Source organism: Goekera deserti (assembly GCF_010685995.1).
Lineage (GTDB): Bacteria > Actinomycetota > Actinomycetes > Mycobacteriales > Geodermatophilaceae > Goekera > Goekera deserti.
The window spans coordinates 1-22,189 of sequence record NZ_JAAGWK010000005.1 but is presented as its reverse complement, the minus strand read 5'-3'; the positions used below and the strand labels follow the sequence as shown (position 1 = coordinate 22,189).

Sequence of the window (22,189 nt, the reverse complement as noted above, 5' to 3'; positions counted from 1 at the left end):
TCGGGGGTCCTCCCTCACAGGGCGCCGCGGCCGCCGCGGAGCAGCATCATGCCCAGCGACGCGCCGTCCGGGCCCAGCGCCTCGCTGAAGCGGGCCAGCACCTGCTGCTCCCGGGCCAGCGACAGGCGGGTGCCGCCGGAGGCGGTGCGCAGCGCGCCGATCTCGTGCGAGATGGCCAGCCGGCGCTGCACCAGCCGGATCAGCTCGGCGTCGCAGTCGTCGATCTCCTGGCGCAGGTCGCCGATGCGCCGGGCCGGGTCGGTGGCGGGGGTGGTCGAGCTCATGGCGGTTCCTCCTGGTGCGGGGAGGCCGTCGGACCCCGGACACGAGAAAGCCCCGGGCTCGTCCGGCCCGGGGCGTCTGGTGCGGTGGCTGCTGCTCAGCCAGCGGCTACGGACACCGGGACCCGGTGACCGTAGGGAAAGCTGCGGTGGCTGCGCACGCCGCGGAGTCTGTCACAGCACCCGGCGGCGCGTCACGGGGGACGCGCCCGGGCGGCCCGGTGCACCGGCACGAGGCAGCCGGGACGTCGGACCCCCCGCCTAGAGTGGGACCGGTCATGAGCAGCCCGCAGCACGCCCTCCCCGGTACCGCCACACTGGCCCGCCAGACCACCGGATCGGTCGGTCGTGAGCTGGACCGGATGCTCGCCGGCCTCAACGGCCCGCAGCGCGACGCGGTCGTGCACGAGGGCGGTCCGCTGCTCATCGTGGCCGGCGCGGGCTCGGGCAAGACCCGGGTGCTCACCCACCGGATCGCCTACCTGCTGGGTGCCCGGCACACCCAGCCCGGCGAGATCCTGGCGATCACCTTCACCAACAAGGCCGCCGGGGAGATGAAGGAGCGGGTGGCCACCCTGGTCGGCCCGCGCGCGCGGGCGATGTGGGTGTCGACCTTCCACTCGATGTGCGTGCGCATCCTGCGCGCGGAGGCCGCCAAGCTCGGCATGAAGACGTCGTTCACCATCTACGACCAGGGCGACTCGGTCCGGCTGATGACGATGGTGGCCCGCGACCTGGAGCTGGACAGCAAGCGGTACCCGGGCCGCAGCCTGGCCACCCAGGTGTCCAACCTGAAGAACGAGCTGATCGACGAGGAGAGCTTCGTCCCGGTCACGCCGCCGGAGAAGGTGCTGGCCGAGGTCTACAAGCTCTACCAGCGGCGGCTGCGCGAGGCCCACTCGATGGACTTCGACGACCTGATCATGACCACGGTCCACCTGCTGCAGGCCTTCCCGGACGTCGCCGAGCACTACCGGCGCCGCTTCCGGCACGTGCTGGTCGACGAGTACCAGGACACCAACCACGCCCAGTACGTGCTGGTCCGCGAGCTTGTTGGCACCGCCGGCGGCCCGGTGCCGCCGGCGGAGCTCTGCGTCGTCGGTGACGCCGACCAGTCGATCTACGCCTTCCGCGGCGCCACCATCCGCAACATCGACGAGTTCGAGCGCGACTACCCCGAGGCGACCACGATCGTCCTGGAGCAGAACTACCGCTCGACGCAGCGCATCCTGCGCGCGGCGAACCAGGTCATCGCCCGGAACACCGCGCGCCGGCCGAAGAACCTGTGGTCCGACGCCGGGGACGGCGAGCTGATCGAGGGCTACGTCGCGGAGAACGAGCACGACGAGGCCGCCTGGGTCGCCGAGCAGATCGACGCGCTGGTCGACGAGGGTGCCGCGCAGCCGAAGGACATCGCGGTCTTCTACCGCACCAACAACGCCTCCCGCGTGTTCGAGGAGGTGTTCATCCGCGTCGGCATGCCCTACAAGGTCGTCGGCGGGGTGCGCTTCTACGAGCGCAAGGAGGTGCGGGACGCCGTGGCCTACCTCAAGGTCGTGGCCAACCCGGCCGACGTGGTGAGCCTGCGCCGGGTGCTCAACACGCCGAAGCGCGGCATCGGCGAGCGGGCCGAGGCGGTGGTCGAGCGGTTCGCCGACCGGGAGCGGGTCGCCTTCGGCACGGCACTGCGGCGGGCATCGGAGATCGGGGAGCTGGCCACCCGCTCGCTGAAGGCGATCACGGAGTTCGTGTCGCTGCTGGAGGAGTTCGAGCACCTGGTCGCGACCGGCTCCGGGCCGGCCGCGCTGCTGGAGAGCATCCTGGACCGCACCGGCTACCTGGCCGAGCTGGAGTCGAGCACCGACCCGCAGGACGAGGGCCGGGTCGACAACCTCAACGAGCTGATCTCGGTGGCCGCGGAGTTCGAGGCCGCCAACCCCGGCGGCACGGTCACCCAGTTCCTGGAGCAGGTGTCACTGGTGGCCGACGCCGACCAGATCCCGGTCACCGGCGACGACGCGGGCGTGGTCACGATGATGACGCTGCACACCGCCAAGGGCCTGGAGTTCCCGGTCGTGTTCCTCACCGCCCTGGAGGACGGCGTCTTCCCGCACCTGCGCGCCCTGGGCGACCCGCGGGAGCTGGAGGAGGAGCGCCGGCTGGCCTACGTCGGCATCACCCGGGCGGAGAAGCGGCTGTTCCTGTCCCGGGCCACGGTGCGCACCAGCTGGGGGCAGCCGGCCTACAACCCGCCGTCCCGGTTCCTGGACGAGCTGCCCGAGGACGCCGTGCACTGGACGGGCATCGACTCTAAGCCCAGCGCGATGCGGGGCTCGGCGCAGCAGCGGGTGGCCGCGACGGGGCTGTCGTCGGGTGGCCTGCGGGGCGGCACCGGCAACCGGGCGGTCATCTCGGTCGAGGTCGGCGACCGGGTCAGCCACGACGCGTTCGGGCTGGGCACCGTGGTCGAGGTCACCGGCGTGGCCGACAAGGCGCAGGCCACGGTCGACTTCGGGTCCGGCGGCACCAAGCGCCTCGTGCTGCGCTATGCCCCCCTGGTCAAGCTGTAGGGGTCACACCACGACGCCGCGCTCGGCCAGCCAGGCCTCGGGGTCGGTGGGCTTGCCGCTGACGCCACCCACGTGGATCTCGAAGTGCAGGTGTGGGCCGGTGGACTGGCCCTCGCTGCCCACCTTGGCGATCTGGTCGCCGGCGGACACGACGTCGCCCTCGCTGACCGAGTAGTGCCGCATGTGCCCGTAGATCTCGACGTTGCCGTCTGCGTCCAGGATGTAGATGGCGTTGCCGTAGCCGGTGGCGGGGCCGGCGCGCAGCACGACGCCGTCCGCGGCGGCGTAGATGGGCGTGCCCAGCGGCGCGGCGAGGTCGATGCCCCAGTGCATCTGGCCCCAGCGGGTGCAGAAGCAGGTGCTCATCCGGCCGGCGGTCGGGGAGAAGAACTTCGGTGCGCGCGCGGCGCGGGAGACGGCCACCTCGGCGAGCCGTGCCTGGGCCTCGACCAGGCTGAGCTCCTTGCGGTCGGACATGTCGTCGATGCCGCCGGCGAACCCGGTGTCGGTCTCGCTGCCCAGGCCGTACTCCTCGGCCGAGATGGCCTCGGCCACCGGTGCGGGCGTGGTGGTGACGCCGCCGTTGACGGCCGCGACCAGCGCGCCCATGACGAGGGCGAGCAGCAGGGCCGGTGCGCGGTGCCGCGTCGGGACGGCCCGCCGGCGGCGGCGCTGTACGGGGGTGACCGCGGTGCTGCCGGGATGCCGGGTGGCGAGCAGCCGGCGCTGCGCGGCGGCGAGGACCCCGTCGCCGGTCGTCCCGGCCTCGTCCGGGTCGGACCGTGGACCGCCCGGCAGGTCGAGGAGCAGGGACACGGCACCTCCCAGGCGTTTGGCTCCGGAGGGCGAGACGGTGCTCGGTCCGGGCGACGGTCACATCTCGTGGTCGACGGCCCACCTCAGCGGCGGGCCGTGATCGAACGGTAACCAAGCGTCAGGGGCGGATCAATCACCGCGGACCACGTGTCGCGCCTCCCGTCAAGCCCCTCACGTCCCGCTGACCCCAGCGACACTCGGGGAGGTGGGCCAGAGTCCGTCCTGATGTCGCAGCGCTGGTGCGGGACGACGGAGTCTGCCGCGGAGAGCGGTGCGACAGGCAGCCTCGCGGGACGGGTCCACGGCGCCCGCGCGGGGCCTACGCGACGGCGATGGTCTCCGTCGGCTGGGTGCGGGAGACCGGGCGGCGTCCGGCCAGGGTGGCGGCGACCTCGTCGACGACGGTGCGGTGCACCGGCAGGGACATGTGCCCGACGCCGCGCACCAGCACGTTGCGGGCCTGCAGGTCTGCGTGGTCGCACCGCCCGGAGCGGGCCGGGACGACGACCTGGTCCAGGTCGCTGTAGACGGCGGTGATCTCAGTGGTGCATGCCGCGCTGGGCTGCTCGAGCTCGGCGAGCAGCTCCGAGCCCGGCCGCAGCTGGCGCACCAGGGGTGCGGGGAGCAGGTGCGCCCACACGGTGCCGGAATGCGGCGTCCCCAGGGTGACCAGGGAGGCGACCCGGTCCGAGCCGCCCTGGCACTGCACGTGGTAGCGGGCGATCAGCCCACCCAGGCTGTGGCCGACCACGTGCACCCGGTCGTGGCCGGTGGCCGCGCAGACGTCCTCCAGGTGCCGGCCGAGCTCCTCGGCGGCGGCCCGGACGTCCTGCAGGAGCGGGCTGTAGTTCCAGGAGCAGACCGAGGTGAACCCGCGGCGGCGCAGGCTGCGGCGCATCAGGGTGAACACCGAGTGGTTGTCCACGAAGCCGTGCACCATCACGACCGGGATCCGGGCGGCCAGCGGGTCGTCGGCGAACAGGGCGCGCACGGCGGCGGACTGCTCGCCCGGGCGGATGCGCGCGTCGGGCCGCAGCGCGTCCGCGCGGGTGCCGAGCGGGTACAGCAGGGCGTGCGCGCCGACCCAGGCGAGCTCGGTGAGGCCACCGGCGATGCCGGCCGGGGAGCAGTACTGGCGCACCGTGCGCGCGATGCTCCGGGACGTGCCGACGTCCTCCGGCTCGCCGGAGTCGGTGACCGTCGCGGGCGCACCGGCGTGCCACCCTGATCCCGCCAGCGTGCGGGGTGTGCGCGTCACGTCCGTCCTCCCCGCTCCTGGTCGGTGGGCCTGGCGCCCGTCGTCGGTGTGGTCGGCGGGACACCCTGGGGTGTTCTCCGTCGTCAGCACGGTAATGCCCACTGTGTGAACAGTCACACATCCTGCCCTCGACACGCTCCGTGTCCGGCTGATCACTCAGCAGTTGTGGCCCGACGACGAGAGGAACGCCGTGCCGTCCCGTGATGGAAGTCCCGAACGGGGCCGTCCGACGTCCACCCGGACCTCCGGCCGCAGCTCCGCCCGCACCTCGTCCGCGTCCGCAGCCGCCCCGTCCCCGGAGGCCCGGGCCCGGCGCTCGCCACGGGCGGGCGCACCGGCGGGACCCGGCGCCGGCAGCGGCGGGCCCGCCGGTGACCGGCTCGTCGTCGGCGACGTGCCGCTGCTCGCCCGGGCATCCGGTCTGGTGCAGGTGCTGGCCGGGCTGGTCGGCCTGGTCGCCCCGTTCCTGGCCTACCTCGTCGTCGGCGGCGAGGAGGTACGGCTGGTGTCCGGCCCGGCCGACGTCCTCGTCGTGGTCCTGCTGCCCCTCGCCTCCGTGGCGGCCGGGCTGATCCTGCTGGCCGGGCGGGTGCCCAAGCTGGGGCTCGCCTACGGCGCCGTGGCCGGCACGCTGGCCGTCGGTCGGCTGTGCATCGAGCTGTACGAGGGCCGGGCGTCGACCGCCCGCCCGGGCAGCGAGGTGATCTCTGGGCAGCTGGTCACCACCTCCACCGTGCAGGCGCAGGCGGGCTGGGTGCTCGGCGTCGCCGCCCTCGCGCTCACCGTGCTGGCCGGGCTGCTGGCCGCGGCCGCGTGGGGCCGCACCGTCATGGAGGACGGCGGCTCGCTGGACCCCGCCCGCCCCGCGCTGGCCGGCACCGCGGCCGCGCTGGGCGCACTGACGGTGCTGTGCCTGACGCTGCCGCCGGTGGACGTGCCCGACGAGCTGGTCACCGACCCGGACACCGGCCTGGTGACCGTGGTGACGCGCGAGGGCTCCCAGGCCCTGCTGGAGCGGCCCGGCCTGGCGCTGCTGGGTGGGCTCCTGCTCGCCGGCGCGCTGCTGCTGTGCTCGGTGATCGCGCCCTCGCTGCGCCCGCGGCTGGCCGCCGTCGGTGGGCTGGCCGCCGTCGGCCTGGTCGTGCTGGCCCAGGGGCTCACCGGGCTCCGGGACGCCGCGACGTCCGACGACGTGGTCTGGACCGTGCCCGGAGCGGGGCTGCTGGTGCTCGGTCTGCTCGACGTGCTGCTGGCCGTGGCGGCCTGGCGGCACCGGCCGGTCCCGCGCCCCGACCGTGGCCCGGCCGCCGTGTCGGGGGCACCGGCACCGGACACCCGCTGAGGGCCCGAACCCGCAGCTGAGCCCGCTGTGGCCCTGTGATGCCCCCCACGGAGCGGGACCGGTGGGAGACGGCGGGGTCACGAGGGCGTTACGGTCCTCCATCGTGGATCTCTTCGAGTACCAGGCCCGAGACATGTTCGCCGCCCACGACGTCCCCGTGCTCCCCGGTGGGGTGGCCGAGACGCCGGAGCAGGCGGAGGCGATCGCCCGCGAGATCGGCGGCACCGTCGTCGTCAAGGCGCAGGTGAAGACCGGCGGCCGTGGCAAGGCCGGTGGCGTGAAGCTCGCCGAGACCGTCGAGGACGCGAAGGCGCGCGCGCAGGACATCCTGGGCCTCGACATCAAGGGCCACATCACCCACCGCGTGCTCGTGGCCCAGGCCAGCGACATCGCCGCCGAGTACTACTTCTCCTACCTGCTCGACCGGTCCAACCGCACCTTCCTGGCCATGGCCTCGGTCGAGGGCGGCATGGAGATCGAGGAGATCGCGGTCAGCAAGCCCGAGGCGCTGGCCCGCATCCCGATCGACGCCACCGTCGGCGTGGACGCCGCCAAGGCCGCCGAGATCGTCGACGCCGCGAACTTCCCCGCCGACGTGCGCGACCAGGTGATCGCCATCGCGGTCCAGCTGTGGGACGTCTTCGCGAAGGAGGACGCCACCCTGGTGGAGGTGAACCCGCTGGCCAAGGACCCGTCCGGCAAGGTGCTCGCCCTCGACGGCAAGGTCACCCTGGACGAGAACGCCGGCTTCCGGCACCCCGAGCACGAGGCGCTGGAGGACGCGGCGTCCGCGGACCCGCTCGAGGCCGCCGCCAAGGCCAAGGGCCTCAACTACGTCAAGCTCGAGGGCGAGGTCGGCATCATCGGCAACGGCGCCGGGCTGGTCATGAGCACCCTGGACGTCGTCGCGTACGCCGGTGAGGAGTTCGGCGGCGTCCGGCCGGCCAACTTCCTGGACATCGGTGGCGGCGCCTCGGCGCAGGTGATGGCCGACGGTCTGGGCATCATCCTCGGCGACCCGGCCGTGAAGAGCGTGTTCGTCAACGTCTTCGGCGGGATCACCGCCTGCGACGCCGTCGCCGACGGCATCGTGTCGGCGCTCGCCATGCTCGGCGACGACGCCACCAAGCCGCTGGTCGTCCGCCTGGACGGCAACAACGTCGACGAGGGCCGGCGCATCCTCGCCGAGGCCGCCCACCCGCTGGTCACCGTCGTCGACACCATGGACGGCGCAGCCCGCCGCGCCGCCGAGCTCGCCTCCGCCTGAGGAAGGACCCCCTTCCTCCCCACCACTCGCAAGCTCGCGGCGGGCCCCTGGAAGGGGGCCGCTCCATCATCTTCTGAACAGGAATCCGAGATGTCGATCTTCCTCAACGAGAACAGCAAGGTCATCGTCCAGGGCATGACCGGCTCCGAGGGCCGCAAGCACACCCAGCGGATGCTGGCCTCCGGCACCGCGATCGTCGGTGGCGTGACCCCGGGCAAGGGCGGCCAGACGGTCGACTTCGACGGCGCCACCGTCCCGGTCTTCGGCAGCGTGGCCGAGGCCATGAAGGAGACCGGGGCCGACGTCACCGTCATCTTCGTGCCGCCGAAGTTCGCCAAGGGCGCCGTGCTCGAGGCCGTCGACGCCGCCATCGGGCTGGCCGTCGTCATCACCGAGGGCATCCCGGTGCACGACTCCACCTACGTGTGGGCGCACGCCCAGGGCGCGAGCACGCGGATCATCGGGCCCAACTGCCCGGGCCTGATCAGCCCCGGGCGCTCCAACGCCGGCATCATCCCGGCGAACATCACCCAGGCCGGGAAGATCGGGCTGGTCAGCAAGTCCGGCACGCTGACCTACCAGATGATGTACGAGCTGCGGGACATCGGCTTCTCCACCGCCGTCGGCATCGGCGGCGACCCGGTCATCGGCACCACGCACATCGACTGCCTGCAGGCGTTCCAGGACGACCCGGAGACCGAGGCCATCGTGATGATCGGTGAGATCGGTGGTGACGCCGAGGAGCGCGCCGCCGACTACATCAAGGCCAACGTCAGCAAGCCCGTCGTCGGCTACGTCGCCGGCTTCACCGCCCCCGAGGGCAAGACCATGGGCCACGCCGGCGCCATCGTCTCCGGCTCGGCCGGCACCGCCGCCGCCAAGCAGGAGGCCCTCGAGGCCGCCGGCGTACGCGTCGGCAAGACCCCGTCGGAGGCCGCGCGCCTCATGCGGGAGCTCGTCAACGGCTGAGCGGGACCCCCGCTCCAGCGGGCTGACCGGCTGCCCGGCACCCCCACGGGGTGCCGGGCAGCGGCGCGTCCGGTGCCGGGCTGCGCCTCGGGGAGCGGGCACCGCGGCACCCCTCCGGCGGGGTGAGGGCCAGCGTGGCTGCCTCGACGGAGCCCGGGCGCTCGGACATCCTGGACGCAGGAGACTGCTCACGATCGAGGAGACGGCTGCGCGATGACCACGAGTGAGCCCGACCGGACCCCGGACTCCCCGGGTCCGCCGCCGGCGTCCGGGCCCGGCGCCTCCCCGGAGGCCGCCGGTCAGCCGTCGCAGGCCGGGTGGCAGCCGCCGCAGGCGACGCCGCCGCCCGGCTACGCGCCGCAGGCCGCACCGGCCGTGTACGGGCCGTCCGGGTACGCGCCGCAGGCCCCGCCGTCGTACGGGCAGCAGGCCCCGGCGTCCGGTCCCGGGCAGCCCCCGGTGGCGCCGTCCGGCTACGGGCAGCCGCAGTACGCGCAGTCGCAGGGCCAGCAGTACGGGCAGCCCCAGGGCCAGTCGTACGGGCAGGACCAGTACGGGCAGCAGGCGTACACGCCGCAGGCGACGCCGCCCGGGTACTCCCAGTCGGGTCCGCCCGGCTACGGCCCACCTCCCGGCTACGGCCCGCCACCCGGCTACGGCCCGCCGCCCGGCTCGGGTCCGTCGCAGTACGGGCCCCCGGCCGGCTACGGCCCGCCGCCGGCCTACGGTCCGCCGCCGGGTGCCACGGGTGGGCTGCCGCCCGGGAGCGGGCCGGGTCAGGGTGTGGCCGTCGACGTCCGGCGGCTGACGATCGCCGACTACGTCATCGGCGCCAGCGCCCTGCTCTACCTGGTGTTCGCGCTGCTGCCCTGGTTCAGCGAGGACCCCCAGACCTACGACTACGGGTTCGGCGTGGCCGGCACCATCCCGGGCTACTCGGTGCAGGGCTTCGACTTCGGGCTGATCAGCTTCGCCTTCGTGCTGCTGCTGGCCGCCGCGGTGTGGGCCCTGCTGCCGGCCGTGACCGACCTGCGGGTGCCGTTCCCGCGCAGCCTGGTCACGGTCGGGCTCACCGGGCTGGCCGTGCTGCTGACCCTGATCGAGTTCGTCACGTTCCTCACCGACATCGACTCGTTCAGCGTCTTCGGGCTGCTGACGCTGCTGGTGTCGCTCGCGTCGCTGGCCTTCGCGCTGCTCCGGCTGCTCCCGGAGATGCGCGCGGGCAGGCCGCTCACCGGTGGGCTGGCCGGTGCCGCCCAGTGGGCGAACCAGGGTGGCCCGCGCTTCGGCAACCACGGCGCCCCCGCACCCTGGCAGGGTCCGCCCGCCGGCCCCTGGAACGGCCAGTCGGGACCGGGACAGCAGGGACCGGGACAGCAGGGACCGGCACAGCCGCCGGCCGACGGGGACCGCGGGGCGGCGCAGCCGGCCGGCGGGCACGACGCCGACAGCCGGCCCGGCAGTGACGGGCACGGCCGCGGCCAGCAGGGCGACCCGACCGCGGGCGGCCCCGGGCTGCCCGAGGCCGCGACCGTGCAGGCCGCCCGCCCGCCGGTGCCCGGACAGCCCGGCCCGGCGCCGGCCGGTCCGGTCCCGGCGCAGGACGGTCCGCACGGCAGCACCGCCCTCGGTGGGGGAGCGGAGCCAGGTCGCTCCTGACGCCCGCTGCGGGCTGCGCACCACCGGCGAGGTCCGTCGAGCCGCACGGCTCGGCGGACCTCGCCGCGTCTCACCGGCTGTGACCGGACGATCCGCGCGTGCGCCGCCCATCTGCCGCGCGCACTTGCGAGAGTGGTGGGGTGACCTCGCTGCTGGCGCGACTCCCGCGCCCCGGACGCCGCGACGACGCACCCCTGCCCGTGGTGGCCGTCGGCGGGCTGGCCGCTGCCGCGGCGGTCGCCGTCACCGCGACGGCGCTGCTCGGCCTGTGGCTCGGGCTCGTCGTCGTCAACACCCTGGACCCCGACGGTGGCCTCTCCTCCGGGGGGTCGGCGCGTGTGGCGGCCCAGCTCTGGCTGCTCGCCGGCGGCGCCGGGCTCACACTGCCGTCCGGCCCGCTGGTGGTCGCGCCGCTGCTGCTGACCACCGGCCTGGTGTGGGCGCTGTCCCGCGCCGGCCGCTGGGTGGTCCGGCACGCCGACGTGACCGGGCCGGTCGGCCCGGCGGTGCTGCTCGGCGCCCTGGTGTCCACGCACACCGGGCTGATGACGCTGCTCGCGCTGGCCGCGGACGCCCCGGGTGCCCGGGTGGGGCTGCTGCGCGTGGTGGCCGGGGCGCTGGTGCTGTCGCTGGCGGCCGCGGGCCTCGGGGTGGCGCGGGAGACCGGCCTGCTCGACGGCGCGCTGGACGCCGCCCGGTGGCCGGCCCGGGCCCTCGCCCGGGCCGTGGTCGCCGGGACCTGCGCGCTGTGCGCGCTCTGCGCGCTGGTGCTGGCCGTCGCCCTGGCCAGCGACGCCGACGGCTTCGCCGCCCTGCTCCGCAGCCTGGGTGGCGCCGGCGCCGGCGTCCTCGGGTTGCTCGCGCTGTGCGTGCTGCTGGTGCCCAACGCGGCCCTCGCCGTCGCCGGCCTGGCGGCGGGGCCCGGCTTCGTCGTGGGTGAGGCCACGCTCGTGTCGGTCGGCGGGGTGACCCTCGGGACGGTGCCGGCGCTGCCGCTGTTCGCCGCCCTGCCCGACACCCAGGCCGTGCCGTTCATCGCCTTCGTGTCCCAGGCCGTGCCCGCGATCGCCGGCCTGGTCGCCGGGGTCACCCTCGGCCGGCACATGCGCGCCGAGGACGGCGGCAGCCTGCTGGCCGGGCTGTGGGGCGTGGCCGCCGGGCTCGGCGTCGGGGTCGCCGTCGGCGTGCTGGTGTGGGTGGCCGGCGCCCAGCTCGGGGACGGCGGGCTCACCGAGGTCGGCGCTCCGGCGTTCGCCACGGGCCTCGCCACCGGCGCCCAGGCCGGCATCGCCGCCGCACTCGCCGGGCTCGTGACCCGCTGGCGGTCCCCGGGCTGAGCGGGGGACACCGCGGTGCCGCGGGGCCACTAGGGTTGGCGGACGTGCCCGCCCCTGCCGCCCCCGCACCGGCGCGGGCCCGGGTGGTGGTGCTGCTGTCCGGCACCGGCTCGCTGTGCGCGGCCCTGCTCGAGGCCACCGACGCCGCGGACTACCCGGCCGAGGTGGTCGCCGTCGGCGCCGACCGGCCGGCCGCCCCCGGGCTCGCACTCGCCCGCTCGCGCGGGCTGCCCACGTTCGTCCTGCGCGTGGCCGACCACCCCGACCGGGCCGCCTGGGACCGCGCCCTGGCCGGCGAGCTGCGGGCGCACGCCCCCGACGTCGTCGTCTGTGCCGGGTTCATGAAGCTGCTGGGCCCCGCGGTGCTCGCCGCGTACGGCGGGCGGCTGCTGAACACCCACCCCGCGCTGCTGCCCGCCTTCCCGGGCGCGCACGCCGTGCGCGACGCCCTGGCCGCCGGCGTGCCGGAGACGGGTGCGACCGTGCACCTGGTCGACGCCGGCGTGGACACCGGGCAGGTGCTGGCCCAGCGCGCCGTCCCGGTGCTGCCCGGCGACGACGAGGCCCGCTTGCACGAGCGGATCAAGACCGTGGAGCGCAGGCTCCTGACCGAGACGGTGGCGTCCTTCGTCACCGCCGACCATGACGGCGCACGTTGAGCAGGGAGACCACCCGATGACCGACCGCACGCCGATCCGCCGCGCCCTCCTCGGCGTCTACGACAAGACCGGCGTCGAGGAGCTCGCCCGCGGGCTGGTGGCCGCCGGCGTGGAGCTGGTCAGCACCGGCGCCACCGCCGCCCGGATCGCCGCCGCCGGGGTGCCGGTGACGCCGGTGGAGTCGGTCACCGGCTTCCCGGAGTGCCTGGACGGCCGGGTGAAGACCCTGCACCCCGCGGTGCACGCCGGCATCCTGGCCGACCGCCGCAAGCCCGACCACGTGCAGCAGCTGGCCGACCTGGAGATCGCGGCCATCGACCTCGTGGTGGTCAACCTGTACCCGTTCAGCGAGACGGTGGCCTCCGGGGCGTCGCCGGACGAGTGCGTCGAGCAGATCGACATCGGCGGGCCGGCCATGGTGCGCGCGGCCGCGAAGAACCACCCGTCGGTCGCCGTCGTCGTCGACCCGGCCCGCTACGGCGACGTGCTCGCCGCCGTGCAGGCCGGCGGCTTCACCCTCGACGAGCGGCGCCGGCTGGCGGTCGCCGCGTTCCGGCACACGGCCGCCTACGACACCGCCGTCGCCTCCTGGATGGGCTCGGTGCTGGCCCCGGACGACGAGACCGGCTTCCCGACGTGGGTCGGCGGCAGCTGGGAGCGGACCGACGTGCTGCGCTACGGGGAGAACCCGCACCAGCGGGCCGCGCTCTACCGCAGCCCGCAGCCGGGCCTGGCCCACGCCGAGCAGCTGCACGGCAAGCCGATGTCGTACAACAACTACGTCGACACCGACGCCGCCTGGCGCGCCGCGCACGACCACACCGACCCCTGCGTGGCGATCATCAAGCACGCCAACCCGTGCGGCATCGCCGTCGGCTCGGACATCGCCCAGGCGCACCGCAAGGCACACGCCTGCGACCCGGTGTCGGCCTTCGGCGGCGTGATCGCGGTCAACGGCGAGGTCGACCTGACCACCGCCGAGCAGATCGCCGAGGTGTTCACCGAGGTGGTGGTGGCGCCGTCGTTCACCGAGGACGCCGTCGAGGTGCTCACCCGGAAGAAGAACATCCGGCTCCTGCGGCTGCCCGACGCCCCGGCGTCCCCGCTGGAGATGCGGTCGATCAGCGGCGGCCTGCTGCTGCAGAGCACCGACCGGATCGGCGGCGACGGCGACGACGCCGCCAACTGGACCCTCGCCACCGGCGAGCCGCTGGACGCGGCGTCCCTGGACGACCTGGTGTTCGCCTGGCGCAGCGTGCGCGCGGTGCGCAGCAACGCGATCCTGCTCGCCCACGACAAGGCCACGGTCGGCGTCGGGATGGGCCAGGTCAACCGGGTGGACGCCGCCCGGCTCGCCGTCGCCCGCGCCGGGGACCGCGCGGCCGGGTCGGTCGCCGCCTCGGACGCGTTCTTCCCGTTCGCCGACGGCCTGCAGGTGCTGCTGGACGCCGGCGTCCGCGCGGTGGCCCAGCCCGGCGGGTCGGTGCGCGACGAGGAGGTCGTCGCCGCGGCGGCCGCCGCCGGCGTGACCATGTACCTCACCGGCACCCGCCACTTCGCCCACTAGCCACCCGCCGACGGTCGTGCCCGGCGATCATGGAGCTGCGTGAGGTGCGGGGCGGCGTGTCGCTCACGCAGCTCCATGATCCCGCGCGGGACAGCCCGGCGGGGCTGGGTGGAAGAGCGGGGGTCAGGTGGGGCCGGCGGTGGCGTACTTGGGGCCGGTGAGCAGGGCCTTGAGGGCGCCGAGCAGGCCCAGGACGGCGACGGCGATGGCGACGTAGAAGCCGAGGTCGAAGGTGTCCATCCGGAACCGCTCCTGGACCAGCGGCACCAGCACCGCGGCGACCACCCCGCCGGCCACGAGCAGCGCCAGCAGCCCGAGCAGCCGGTGCCTGCGGGCCGGCAGGAACATCAGCAGGCCCAGCAGGGCCAGCGCGCCACCGCCCAGCACCACCAGCAGCGGCTGCCAGAAGCCGGAGTCGACCACGTCGGAGAACGACGTCCGGACCTGGTCGACGCCGGTGCGCACCAGGTCGGTGCCGGTGCGGCCGTCGGGCAGCCAGTCCAGCACCAGGCTGACGCCGGCCGCCACCCCGGCCAGCAGCAGCAGCAGGCCGGCCAGCACGTCGGGACGCCGGAACGCCACCGGGTTGCTGCGGTACTGCGGCGCGGTGGCCGCCCCCGCAGGCGCGGCCTGCGACTGCGGGCCGACCGCCGGCTGCACGCCGGTGCCCCCCGGGTGGGGCGCCTGCTGGGGCGGGGCCTGCGGCGCCGGCTGGTACCGGGCAGCGTCGTCCTGGGTCGGCTCCGGTCGACCCCCGTCCGGGCGCTGCCATGCCTGGTGGTCGGCGCCGCCCAGCTGGTCGTCCCGGGTGGCGCCCTGCACCGCCGGCCCGCCGGGCGACGGCTCCGTCGCCGGCTCGGCGGGACGGCCGGTGTCCGAGGTCCCGGCCGCCGAGCTGCCGTGGGCCGGCCCGCCGCTGGCGGGCGGCTCGTGGCCGTCGACCGGTCCGGTGCCGTCGGCTCGGTGTGCTGGTCCGCTCATCGGGCCTCTCCGCTCTGGGTCGGGCGGCGGGTCGCCGCCGCTCTGGCGCAGGAGCCTAGTGACCGCCCCGGGTCGGCAGCCCGCGGACGCGGCGCGCGGGGGCGGGACCTCCGGCCGGCGTCCTCGGGCAGACTGGCGGGGTGACCGCGACCATCCTGGACGGCAAGGCGACCGCAGCGACCATCCGCACCGAGCTGACCGCCCGCGTCGAGGCCCTGGCCGCCGCCGGGCACCGTCCCGGGCTGGGCACGCTGCTGGTCGGGGACGACCCGGGCAGCCGCTGGTACGTGGGCGCCAAGCACTCCGACTGCGCCCAGGTCGGCATCGCCAGCATCCAGCGCGAGCTGCCGGCGACGGCGAGCCAGGCCGACGTCGTCGCGGTGGTCGAGGAGCTCAACGCCGACCCGGCGTGCACCGGGTACATCGTGCAGCTGCCCCTGCCGCGCGGGCTGGACGAGAACGCCGTGCTGGAGCTGATGGACCCGGCCAAGGACGCCGACGGTCTGCACCCGGTCAACCTGGGCCGGCTGGTGCTCGGGGTGCCGGCGCCGCTGCCGTGCACGCCGCAGGGCATCGTCGAGCTGCTGCGCCGCTTCGACGTGCCGATCGCCGGCGCCGAGGTGGTCGTCGTGGGCCGCGGCATCACCGTCGGCCGGCCGCTCGGCCTGCTGCTCACCCGGCGCAGCGAGAACGCCACGGTCACCCTCTGCCACACCGGCACCCGTGACCTGGCGGCCCACCTGCGCACCGCCGACGTCGTCGTCGCCGCGGCCGGGGTGCCCGGCCTGGTCACCGCCGCGATGGTGAAGCCCGGGGCGGCGGTGCTCGACGTCGGGGTCAGCCGGGTGGACGGGAAGATCGCCGGGGACGTCGCCGCCGACGTCGCCTCGGTCGCCGGGCACGTGGCCCCCAACCCCGGCGGGGTGGGCCCGATGACCCGGGCGATGCTGCTGTCCAACGTGGTCGTCGCCGCGGAGCAGGCGCTGGCGCGCCGCACCGCCGGGCAGGCGCCCGCCCCCGGAGCGCTGACCGCATGACCCCACGGGCCGGCGGCACCGGGGCCACCCGGCCGCCGCTGTACACGCGCCGGCCCGTGCTCGCCGGTCTCATCCGGCAGTGGCCGCTGGGCGTCGTCCTGCTGACGGTCGGGGTGGGGCTGCTGCTGGTGGCCGCCGACTTCTGGCGCCGTGGGCTGATCACGATAGGCCTGGGGGTCGCCGCGGCGGGTGTGCTGCGGTTGCTGCTGCCGGTGCGCCGGGCCGGGTTCCTCGCCGTTCGGAGCCGGCTCGTCGACGTCGTGCTGTGCCTGTCGGTCGGGGTGCTGCTGACGGTGTTCGCCGTCGTCATCCCCGCGGGCTGACCCCTGCCAGGTGTGCTGCAGCGCCGTGGGCGATAGGTTCGTGACCATGGCAGCGAAGCCCCGCACGGGCAAGGTCACCGTCGTCGGCGCCGGTTTCTACGGCTCCACCACTGCTCTGCGCCTCGCTGAGTACGACGTCTTCGAGACCGTCGTGCTCACCGACATCGTGGAGGGCAAGCCGGAGGGCATCGCCCTCGACATGAACCAGTCCCGCCCGATCGAGGGCTTCGAGACCCAGGTCGTCGGCGTCGGCGGCGGGTCCTACGAGGGCACCGAGGGATCCGACGTCGTCGTGATCACCGCCGGCCTGCCGCGCAAGCCGGGCATGAGCCGGATGGACCTGATCGAGACCAACGCGAAGATCGTCCGCCAGGTCGCCGAGAACGTCGCCCGCACCTCACCCGACGCCGTGGTCATCGTGGTGTCCAACCCGCTGGACGAGATGACCGCGCTGGCCCAGCTGGCCACCGGTTTCCCGAAGGAGCGCGTGATGGGGCAGGCCGGCATGCTGGACACGGCCCGCTTCACCAACAACGTGGCCGAGGAGCTCGGCGTCCCGGTGGGCTCGGTGCGCACGCTGACCCTCGGCAGCCACGGCGACACCATGGTGCCGGTGCCCAGCCGCTGCACCGTCGACGGCAAGCCGCTGGCCGACGTGCTGGCCGCCGACCGGATCGAGCACCTGGTCACCCGCACCCGCAACGGCGGCGCCGAGGTCGTGGCGCTGCTCAAGACGGGGTCCGCCTACTACGCGCCGTCCGCGGCCGCCGCCCGGATGGCCCGCGCCGTCATCGAGGACGCAGGGGCCGTCATGCCGGTCTGCGCCTGGGTCGACGGGCAGTACGGCATCAGCGGGGTGTACCTCGGCGTCGAGGCCGAGATCGGCCGCGGCGGCATCACCCGCGTCGTCGAGGGCGACCTGTCCGACAGCGAGCTGGCCGGGCTGCGCGAGGCGGCCGAGGCCGTCCGCGCCAAGCAGGCCGACGTCGCCGACCTCTAGCCCACCCGCCCGGCGCGACCGCCGGGCCTCCTCGGGGCGCAGTCCGCGTCCCGGCCGCTACAGAGAGGGACCACCCCACGTGGACAAGATCAAGGTGAAGGGCACCGTCGTCGAGCTCGACGGCGACGAGATGACCCGGATCATCTGGCAGTTCATCAAGGACCAGCTGATCCTGCCGTACCTGGACGTGGACCTGGAGTACTACGACCTGGGCATGGAGCACCGGGACGCCACCGACGACCAGGTCACCATCGACTCCGCCAACGCGATCAAGAAGCACGGCGTGGGCGTCAAGTGCGCCACCATCACCCCCGACGAGGCGCGCGTCGAGGAGTTCGGCCTGAAGAAGATGTGGCGCTCCCCGAACGGGACGATCCGCAACATCCTCGGCGGCGTGATCTTCCGCGAGCCGATCATCATGAGCAACGTGCCGCGCCTGGTGCCGGGCTGGACCAAGCCGATCATCATCGGCCGCCACGCCTACGGCGACCAGTACCGCGCCACCGACTTCACCTTCCCCTCCGCGGGCACGCTGAAGGTCGTCTTCACCCCCGAGGACGGCTCCGAGCCGATCGAGCGCGAGGTCTTCCAGGCCCCCGGTGCCGGCGTCTCGCTGTCGATGTACAACCTCGACGACTCGATCCGCGACTTCGCCCGGGCCTCGCTGAACTACGGCCTGAACCGCAACTACCCGGTGTACCTCTCCACGAAGAACACCATCCTCAAGGCCTACGACGGCCGGTTCAAGGACATCTTCGAGGAGGTGTTCCAGGCGGAGTTCAAGGAGAAGTTCGACGCCGCCGGGATCACCTACGAGCACCGCCTCATCGACGACATGGTCGCGGCGTCCCTCAAGTGGGAGGGCGGCTACGTCTGGGCGTGCAAGAACTACGACGGCGACGTGCAGAGCGACACCGTGGCGCAGGGCTTCGGCTCGCTGGGCCTAATGACGTCGGTGCTGGCCACCCCGGACGGCAAGACCGTCGAGGCGGAGGCCGCGCACGGTACCGTCACCCGGCACTACCGCCAGCACCAGCAGGGCAAGGAGACGTCGACCAACCCGATCGCGTCGATCTTCGCCTGGACGCGGGGGCTCGCGCACCGCGGCAAGCTGGACGGCCAGCCGGAGGTCACCGCCTTCGCCGAGACCCTCGAGCGCGTGTGCATCGAGACCGTCGAGAGCGGCCAGATGACCAAGGACCTCGCCCTGCTGATCAGCAAGGACGCCCCCTGGCTCAGCACCCAGGACTTCCTCGCCGCGATCGACGCCAACCTGCAGAAGGCCATGGCCTGACCCACCCCGCCCTCCCCCCGACGGCCCCGCACCCCCTCCCGGGTGCGGGGCCGTCGTGCGTCCCGGGGGTGGACGGTGATCACCTCGGGCTGAGCGGGCTGTCCGGCGACCCGACCGCCCGCTGGACCCGTGGTGATCAAGCCTGTGGACGACGGAAGCGGCGGTGGGCGCCGGACGTCGATGCTCTCGTGGTGCCTCCTGCCCCTGGCGTGCCGCCGACCCTGCGGGGGATGGTGTTCCGGGGCACCTGGGCGGTGGGCGCCGGCCTGCTGACCCCCGACCAGTTGCGCAGCAGTGCCTGGCGGCGGGTGCGGCACGACGTCTACGCGCACGTCGACCAGGAGCGCACCCACCGGCTGTACGCCCGCGGCACCGCGCTGGTGATGCCGCCGGGCGCAGCCTTCGGGGGTCGCACCGCCGCAGACCTCTGGGGCGTGCGCGGACTCGTCGGCCCGGACGACCCGGTCGAGGTCCTCCTGCCGCCCGGGACCCGGTGGAGCCCGGCGCCGGGTGTGCGCGTGCGCGCGGCCGACCTCTCGGGCGACGTCGTCCGGCAGGGCCCGTGGCTGCGGTGGACGGACCGTGTCCGGACGGCGGTGGACCTCGCGCGCTCCGGGGCTCCGGATCCCGACGAGGTCGTGGTGCTCCTCGATCGCCTGGTGCACGCCGGCATGGTGGACCTGGGAGACGTGCGCCGTGCCGTCGCTGCGCTGCCGAGGTGCCGGGGGAGCCGGCAGGCACGCGAGGTCGTCGGGTGGGCCGACGGGCTGGCCCAGTCGCCGCAGGAGACCCGGCTGCGGCTCGTGCTGCAGCGGGCCGGGCTGTCCTCGGTGGCTCAGCACGTGGTCCTGCACCGCGGGGTGTTCGTCGCCAGGGTGGACTTCGCCTGGCCCGAACACCGCCTCGCCGTGGAGTACGACGGCCTCTGGCACCGGGACCCGCAGCAGTTCGTCGCCGACCGCCGGCGACTCAACGCGCTGCTCGCTGCCGGATGGCGGGTCGTCTTCGTCACCGCTGCCGACCTGCACCGCCCCGCCGGGATGCTGGTGCGGGTCCACTCCGCGCTGGCGTCATGATCACCCCGGGTGCAGCGGGCTGTCCGGCGGCCGGACACCCCGCTGGACCCGGGGTGATCATGGTCGGCGGTCAGCTGCCGAGGACCTGCGTCCACCAGGGGCCGCCGGGGCCGCGGGCCACGCCCACCCCGAGGGTGCGCAGCGAGCAGTTCAGGATGTTGGACCGGTGGCCGGGGCTGGCCATCCAGCCGGCCATCACCGCGGCAGCGTCGGACTGGCCGCGGGCGATGTTCTCCGCGCGCGCCGTGGACACACCGGCCGCCCGGGCCCGGGCCCACGGGTCCTGTCCGTTGGGGTCCGTGTGGCTGAAGAACCCGCGGTCGCGCATGTCCGCGCTGTGCGCGCGGGCCAGGTCCGCCAGGGCGCCGTCCTGGGTGACGGGTGCGCAGCCGGCGGCGGCGCGCGCCTCGTTCACCAGCGCCAGCACGTCGGCCTCGGCGGCGTCGGCCGACCCGGTGGCCACCGGTGGCGCCGGGGCGGGCGTGGGCGCCGCTGCGGCCGGCGGCGCGGACCCGGCCGGCCCGGCAGGCGTGCCCCGTGGGCCCGTGGTGGCCGCCGGACGCGCGGGGGAGGGGAGCGCCGCGGGCGCCGGCGCGCCGGCGCCCAGCGGAGCCGGGGGCGGTGCCCCGGGTGCCGGAGTCGTCCTGCCCGGGGCCGTGCCACCCGCAGCTGAGCCGCCCGCAGCTGAGCCGCCCGGAGCGGAGCCTCCTGGAGCCGGCACGCCGGGGGGCGCCCCCTCGGGGACAGGGGCCCCGGGCGCCGGGGTGCCCGGCGCGGGAGCACTCGCCGCTCCTGCACCCGGCGCTGGTGCTCCCGGTGCAGGAGCCGGCGACGGGTCACCGGGCGCCGACAGGGCATCGGGCGCCGACGCGTCGGTGCCGACCGCCCGGGCGTCCGCCCCGGCCACCGGGGCGTCGACCTGCCCGGCCACCGCCGCGGGCGCGCCGATCGCACCGACCGCCGGCGGGACCAGCGCGACGGCCACGGCCACCAGGGCGATGGACCAGCGGTGGGTGCGCGGCGCCGTCGTCGTCCGATCGGGCACGCGAGCTCCTCGGCTCAGAGTGTGTGACCCGCTGAGCGTAGACGAGCACGGAGCGTCAGGAGGCCGCCGCGCGGTGCCCGGGCTGCCCGGTCCCCGGCCCGGGCCTCGCGGCGGGCGGCCGGCCCGGTCGCGACTACGGTGGGTGCTCATCGTCCCGCCTCGCCCCCCGAGGGAGCACCACCGCTGGTGAGCGAGATCTGGCTCAACGTCGTCCTGGTCGTCGTGTTCGTGCTGATCGGCGGCTTCTTCTCCGGCGCCGAGATCGCCCTGGTGTCGCTGCGCGAGTCCCAGGTGCGCGCCCTGGAGGGCACCGGCCGCCGGGGGCGCGCGCTGGGCAAGCTGCTCAGCGACCCCAACCGGTTCCTGGCCGCCGTGCAGGTCGGCGTCACCCTGGCCGGCTTCTTCTCCGCCGCCTTCGGCGCCAGCACGCTGTCGACACCGCTGGCCGACTGGTTCACCGGGATGGGCATGGGCCCGGGCCTGGCCGACCCGCTGGCCTTCGTGCTGGTCACCATCGCCATCAGCTACCTGAGCCTCGTCGTCGGGGAGCTCACGCCCAAGCGGCTGGCGCTGCAGCGGGCGGAGGGCTTCTCGCTGCTGGTCGCCGGGCCGCTCAACCGGATCGCCGTGCTGTCCCGGCCGATCATCTGGGTGCTCTCCCGCTCCACGGACCTGCTGGTGCGCCTGCTCGGCGGCGACCCCACGCAGAGCGGGGAGTCGATCAGCCAGGAGGAGCTGCGCGACCTGGTCGCCGCGCACGAGTCGCTGTCCAGCGACGAGCGCCGGCTGATCGACGAGGTGTTCCGCGCCGGTGACCGCGAGGTGCGTGAGGTGATGACACCGCGCACCGAGGTCCAGTTCCTCGACGCGTCGATGACGGCCAGCCGGGCGGGCAAGCAGATCGCCGACTCCCCGCACTCCCGCTACCCCGTGGTGGGCCGTAGCCAGGACGACGTCGTCGGCTTCGTGCACGTGCGCGACCTGGTCCTGCCCAGGCACCCGGCCGGCCGCGCGGCCACGGTCGGCGACCTGGCCCGTGAGGTCAAGCAGCTGCCCGGTACCGCCGGCGTGCTCACCGCGCTGTCGGAGATGCGCCGGGAGAGCCACCACCTGGCGATCGTCGTCGACGAGTACGGCGGCACCGACGGCATCGTCACCCTGGAGGACCTCATCGAGGAGGTCATCGGGGAGATCTACGACGAGTACGACGAGGACGTCGCCGAGGACGACGAGCCCGCCGGCGGCCCGCACGAGGTCGACGGCCTGCTCAACCTGGACGACTTCGCCGAGACCACCGGCCTGCAGCTGCCCGAGGGCCCGTACGAGACGGTGGCGGGTTACGTGCTGGCCGAGCTGGGGCGGCTGCCGGTCGTCGGCGACACGGTGGTCGCCTCCGGCCGCGAGCTCACCGTGGCCGAGCTGGACGGCCGGCGCATCGCCCGGATCACCGTCGCCCCCGACCCGGGCGCCGACGACGAGGAACCGGGCGAGGAGGGCCGGGACGGCGACGAGCGGGGTCGCCGCGCCGACCCGACCGGCGACCTCGAACCGCTCTCCGCCCGCGGCACCGCCGCCTCCCGCACCGGCAGCACCGCGGTCTGACCCGACCGGCCCTTTCCGCGGAAAGGGCCAGCCCGGCTGTCCGGGACGCCGGCCGTTCCCGCGGAAGGACCATGGACGGGGGCGGGGGGGGGGCTCGGGACCGGGT

General features: G+C 74.9%; 19 protein-coding genes. 14 read left to right on the top strand and 5 right to left on the bottom strand.

From position 1 onward, the window contains the following. Nucleotides 1-14: 14 nt before the first annotated feature. Complete coding sequence (locus G1H19_RS01555; RefSeq protein ID WP_152731693.1) at nucleotides 15-284, bottom strand: chorismate mutase; 270 nt, start codon at nucleotides 282-284, stop codon at nucleotides 15-17. Between the two features lie 275 nt (nucleotides 285-559). Here G1H19_RS01555 and pcrA point away from each other — a divergent pair, with 275 nt between their 5' ends. Continuing rightward, nucleotides 560-2,851 (top strand): DNA helicase PcrA, encoded by a 2,292-nt coding sequence (pcrA, locus tag G1H19_RS01550; RefSeq protein WP_152731694.1) that lies wholly within the window; start codon nucleotides 560-562, stop codon nucleotides 2,849-2,851. A gap of 3 nt (nucleotides 2,852-2,854) precedes the next feature. On the opposite strand, the gene G1H19_RS01545 is transcribed toward pcrA, so the two are convergent. Together G1H19_RS01545 and G1H19_RS01540 are read right to left on the bottom strand one after the other, a co-directional pair. Next, nucleotides 2,855-3,667, bottom strand: coding sequence for a M23 family metallopeptidase (locus tag G1H19_RS01545; protein WP_235928195.1), 813 nt, complete (start codon nucleotides 3,665-3,667; stop codon nucleotides 2,855-2,857). A gap of 319 nt (nucleotides 3,668-3,986) precedes the next feature. Next, entirely contained in the window at nucleotides 3,987-4,925 is a 939-nt protein-coding gene (locus G1H19_RS01540; RefSeq protein ID WP_235928196.1) for an alpha/beta fold hydrolase, read from the bottom strand. Nucleotides 4,926-5,319: 394 nt separating this feature from the next. On the opposite strand from G1H19_RS01540, the gene G1H19_RS01535 reads away from it, so the two are divergent. The 7 genes from G1H19_RS01535 (at nucleotide 5,320) to purH (ending at nucleotide 13,725) form a co-directional block, all read left to right on the top strand. Continuing rightward, complete coding sequence (locus tag G1H19_RS01535) at nucleotides 5,320-6,267, top strand: hypothetical protein (RefSeq protein ID WP_193616546.1); 948 nt, start codon at nucleotides 5,320-5,322, stop codon at nucleotides 6,265-6,267. Further along, nucleotides 6,221-7,534: an ADP-forming succinate--CoA ligase subunit beta gene (gene sucC / locus G1H19_RS01530; RefSeq protein ID WP_328726586.1), complete on the top strand. Its 1,314-nt coding sequence runs from the start codon at nucleotides 6,221-6,223 to the stop codon at nucleotides 7,532-7,534. The genes G1H19_RS01535 and sucC overlap by 47 nt, the downstream gene beginning before the upstream one ends. Before the next feature lie 90 nt (nucleotides 7,535-7,624). Beyond that, nucleotides 7,625-8,503, top strand: coding sequence for a succinate--CoA ligase subunit alpha (sucD, locus tag G1H19_RS01525; protein WP_152731695.1), 879 nt, complete (start codon nucleotides 7,625-7,627; stop codon nucleotides 8,501-8,503). 213 nt (nucleotides 8,504-8,716) lie between these two features. Beyond that, nucleotides 8,717-10,162, top strand: a complete 1,446-nt coding sequence (locus tag G1H19_RS01520) for a hypothetical protein (RefSeq protein WP_152731696.1) — start codon at nucleotides 8,717-8,719, stop codon at nucleotides 10,160-10,162. A gap of 140 nt (nucleotides 10,163-10,302) precedes the next feature. Further along, nucleotides 10,303-11,499 carry a cell division protein PerM gene (locus G1H19_RS01515; protein ID WP_152731697.1) on the top strand — a complete coding sequence of 399 codons (1,197 nt, stop codon included), beginning with the start codon at nucleotides 10,303-10,305 and terminating at the stop codon, nucleotides 11,497-11,499. Between the two features lie 44 nt (nucleotides 11,500-11,543). Next, entirely contained in the window at nucleotides 11,544-12,158 is a 615-nt protein-coding gene (gene purN / locus G1H19_RS01510) for a phosphoribosylglycinamide formyltransferase (protein WP_235928197.1), read from the top strand. 16 nt (nucleotides 12,159-12,174) lie between these two features. Then, entirely contained in the window at nucleotides 12,175-13,725 is a 1,551-nt protein-coding gene (purH, locus tag G1H19_RS01505; RefSeq protein ID WP_152731699.1) for a bifunctional phosphoribosylaminoimidazolecarboxamide formyltransferase/IMP cyclohydrolase, read from the top strand. 123 nt (nucleotides 13,726-13,848) lie between these two features. Here purH and G1H19_RS22440 read toward each other — a convergent pair whose 3' ends face one another. After that, the gene (locus G1H19_RS22440; protein WP_193616547.1) at nucleotides 13,849-14,706 is read right to left on the bottom strand and encodes a hypothetical protein; all 858 of its coding nucleotides are present in this window, start codon (nucleotides 14,704-14,706) and stop codon (nucleotides 13,849-13,851) included. A 140-nt stretch (nucleotides 14,707-14,846) separates the two neighbouring features. Here G1H19_RS22440 and G1H19_RS01495 point away from each other — a divergent pair, with 140 nt between their 5' ends. From G1H19_RS01495 to G1H19_RS01475, 5 genes are all read left to right on the top strand, one after another. After that, on the top strand, nucleotides 14,847-15,743 hold the full coding sequence (locus G1H19_RS01495; protein ID WP_162393230.1) for a bifunctional methylenetetrahydrofolate dehydrogenase/methenyltetrahydrofolate cyclohydrolase: 897 nt from the start codon (nucleotides 14,847-14,849) through the stop codon (nucleotides 15,741-15,743). Then, entirely contained in the window at nucleotides 15,740-16,066 is a 327-nt protein-coding gene (locus G1H19_RS01490) for a DUF3017 domain-containing protein (protein WP_152731700.1), read from the top strand. Before G1H19_RS01495 ends, G1H19_RS01490 begins: the two co-directional genes overlap by 4 nt. A gap of 46 nt (nucleotides 16,067-16,112) precedes the next feature. Beyond that, complete coding sequence (mdh, locus tag G1H19_RS01485; RefSeq protein WP_152731701.1) at nucleotides 16,113-17,066, top strand: malate dehydrogenase; 954 nt, start codon at nucleotides 16,113-16,115, stop codon at nucleotides 17,064-17,066. A 79-nt stretch (nucleotides 17,067-17,145) separates the two neighbouring features. Next, complete coding sequence (locus G1H19_RS01480; protein ID WP_162393231.1) at nucleotides 17,146-18,360, top strand: NADP-dependent isocitrate dehydrogenase; 1,215 nt, start codon at nucleotides 17,146-17,148, stop codon at nucleotides 18,358-18,360. Between the two features lie 230 nt (nucleotides 18,361-18,590). Continuing rightward, on the top strand, nucleotides 18,591-19,436 hold the full coding sequence (locus G1H19_RS01475; RefSeq protein ID WP_152731702.1) for an endonuclease domain-containing protein: 846 nt from the start codon (nucleotides 18,591-18,593) through the stop codon (nucleotides 19,434-19,436). 70 nt (nucleotides 19,437-19,506) lie between these two features. Here G1H19_RS01475 and G1H19_RS22835 read toward each other — a convergent pair whose 3' ends face one another. Continuing rightward, entirely contained in the window at nucleotides 19,507-19,899 is a 393-nt protein-coding gene (locus G1H19_RS22835; protein WP_235928198.1) for a CAP domain-containing protein, read from the bottom strand. 768 nt (nucleotides 19,900-20,667) lie between these two features. Here G1H19_RS22835 and G1H19_RS01465 point away from each other — a divergent pair. Then, complete coding sequence (locus tag G1H19_RS01465) at nucleotides 20,668-22,083, top strand: hemolysin family protein (protein ID WP_162393232.1); 1,416 nt, start codon at nucleotides 20,668-20,670, stop codon at nucleotides 22,081-22,083. Nucleotides 22,084-22,189: the final 106 nt, after the last annotated feature.

Excerpts from the sequence above, each read along its gene's own strand:
- pcrA (WP_152731694.1), top strand. The coding sequence starts at position 560 with ATGAGCAGCCCGCAGCACGCCCTCCCCGGTACCGCCACACTGGCCCGC.
- mdh (WP_152731701.1), top strand. The coding sequence starts at position 16,113 with ATGGCAGCGAAGCCCCGCACGGGCAAGGTCACCGTCGTCGGCGCCGGT.
- G1H19_RS01490 (WP_152731700.1), top strand. The coding sequence starts at position 15,740 with ATGACCCCACGGGCCGGCGGCACCGGGGCCACCCGGCCGCCGCTGTAC.
- G1H19_RS01555 (WP_152731693.1), bottom strand. The coding sequence starts at position 284 with ATGAGCTCGACCACCCCCGCCACCGACCCGGCCCGGCGCATCGGCGAC.
- G1H19_RS01475 (WP_152731702.1), top strand. The coding sequence starts at position 18,591 with ATGGTGTTCCGGGGCACCTGGGCGGTGGGCGCCGGCCTGCTGACCCCC.
- G1H19_RS01520 (WP_152731696.1), top strand. The coding sequence starts at position 8,717 with ATGACCACGAGTGAGCCCGACCGGACCCCGGACTCCCCGGGTCCGCCG.
- G1H19_RS22440 (WP_193616547.1), bottom strand. The coding sequence starts at position 14,706 with ATGAGCGGACCAGCACACCGAGCCGACGGCACCGGACCGGTCGACGGC.
- purH (WP_152731699.1), top strand. The coding sequence starts at position 12,175 with ATGACCGACCGCACGCCGATCCGCCGCGCCCTCCTCGGCGTCTACGAC.
- sucD (WP_152731695.1), top strand. The coding sequence starts at position 7,625 with ATGTCGATCTTCCTCAACGAGAACAGCAAGGTCATCGTCCAGGGCATG.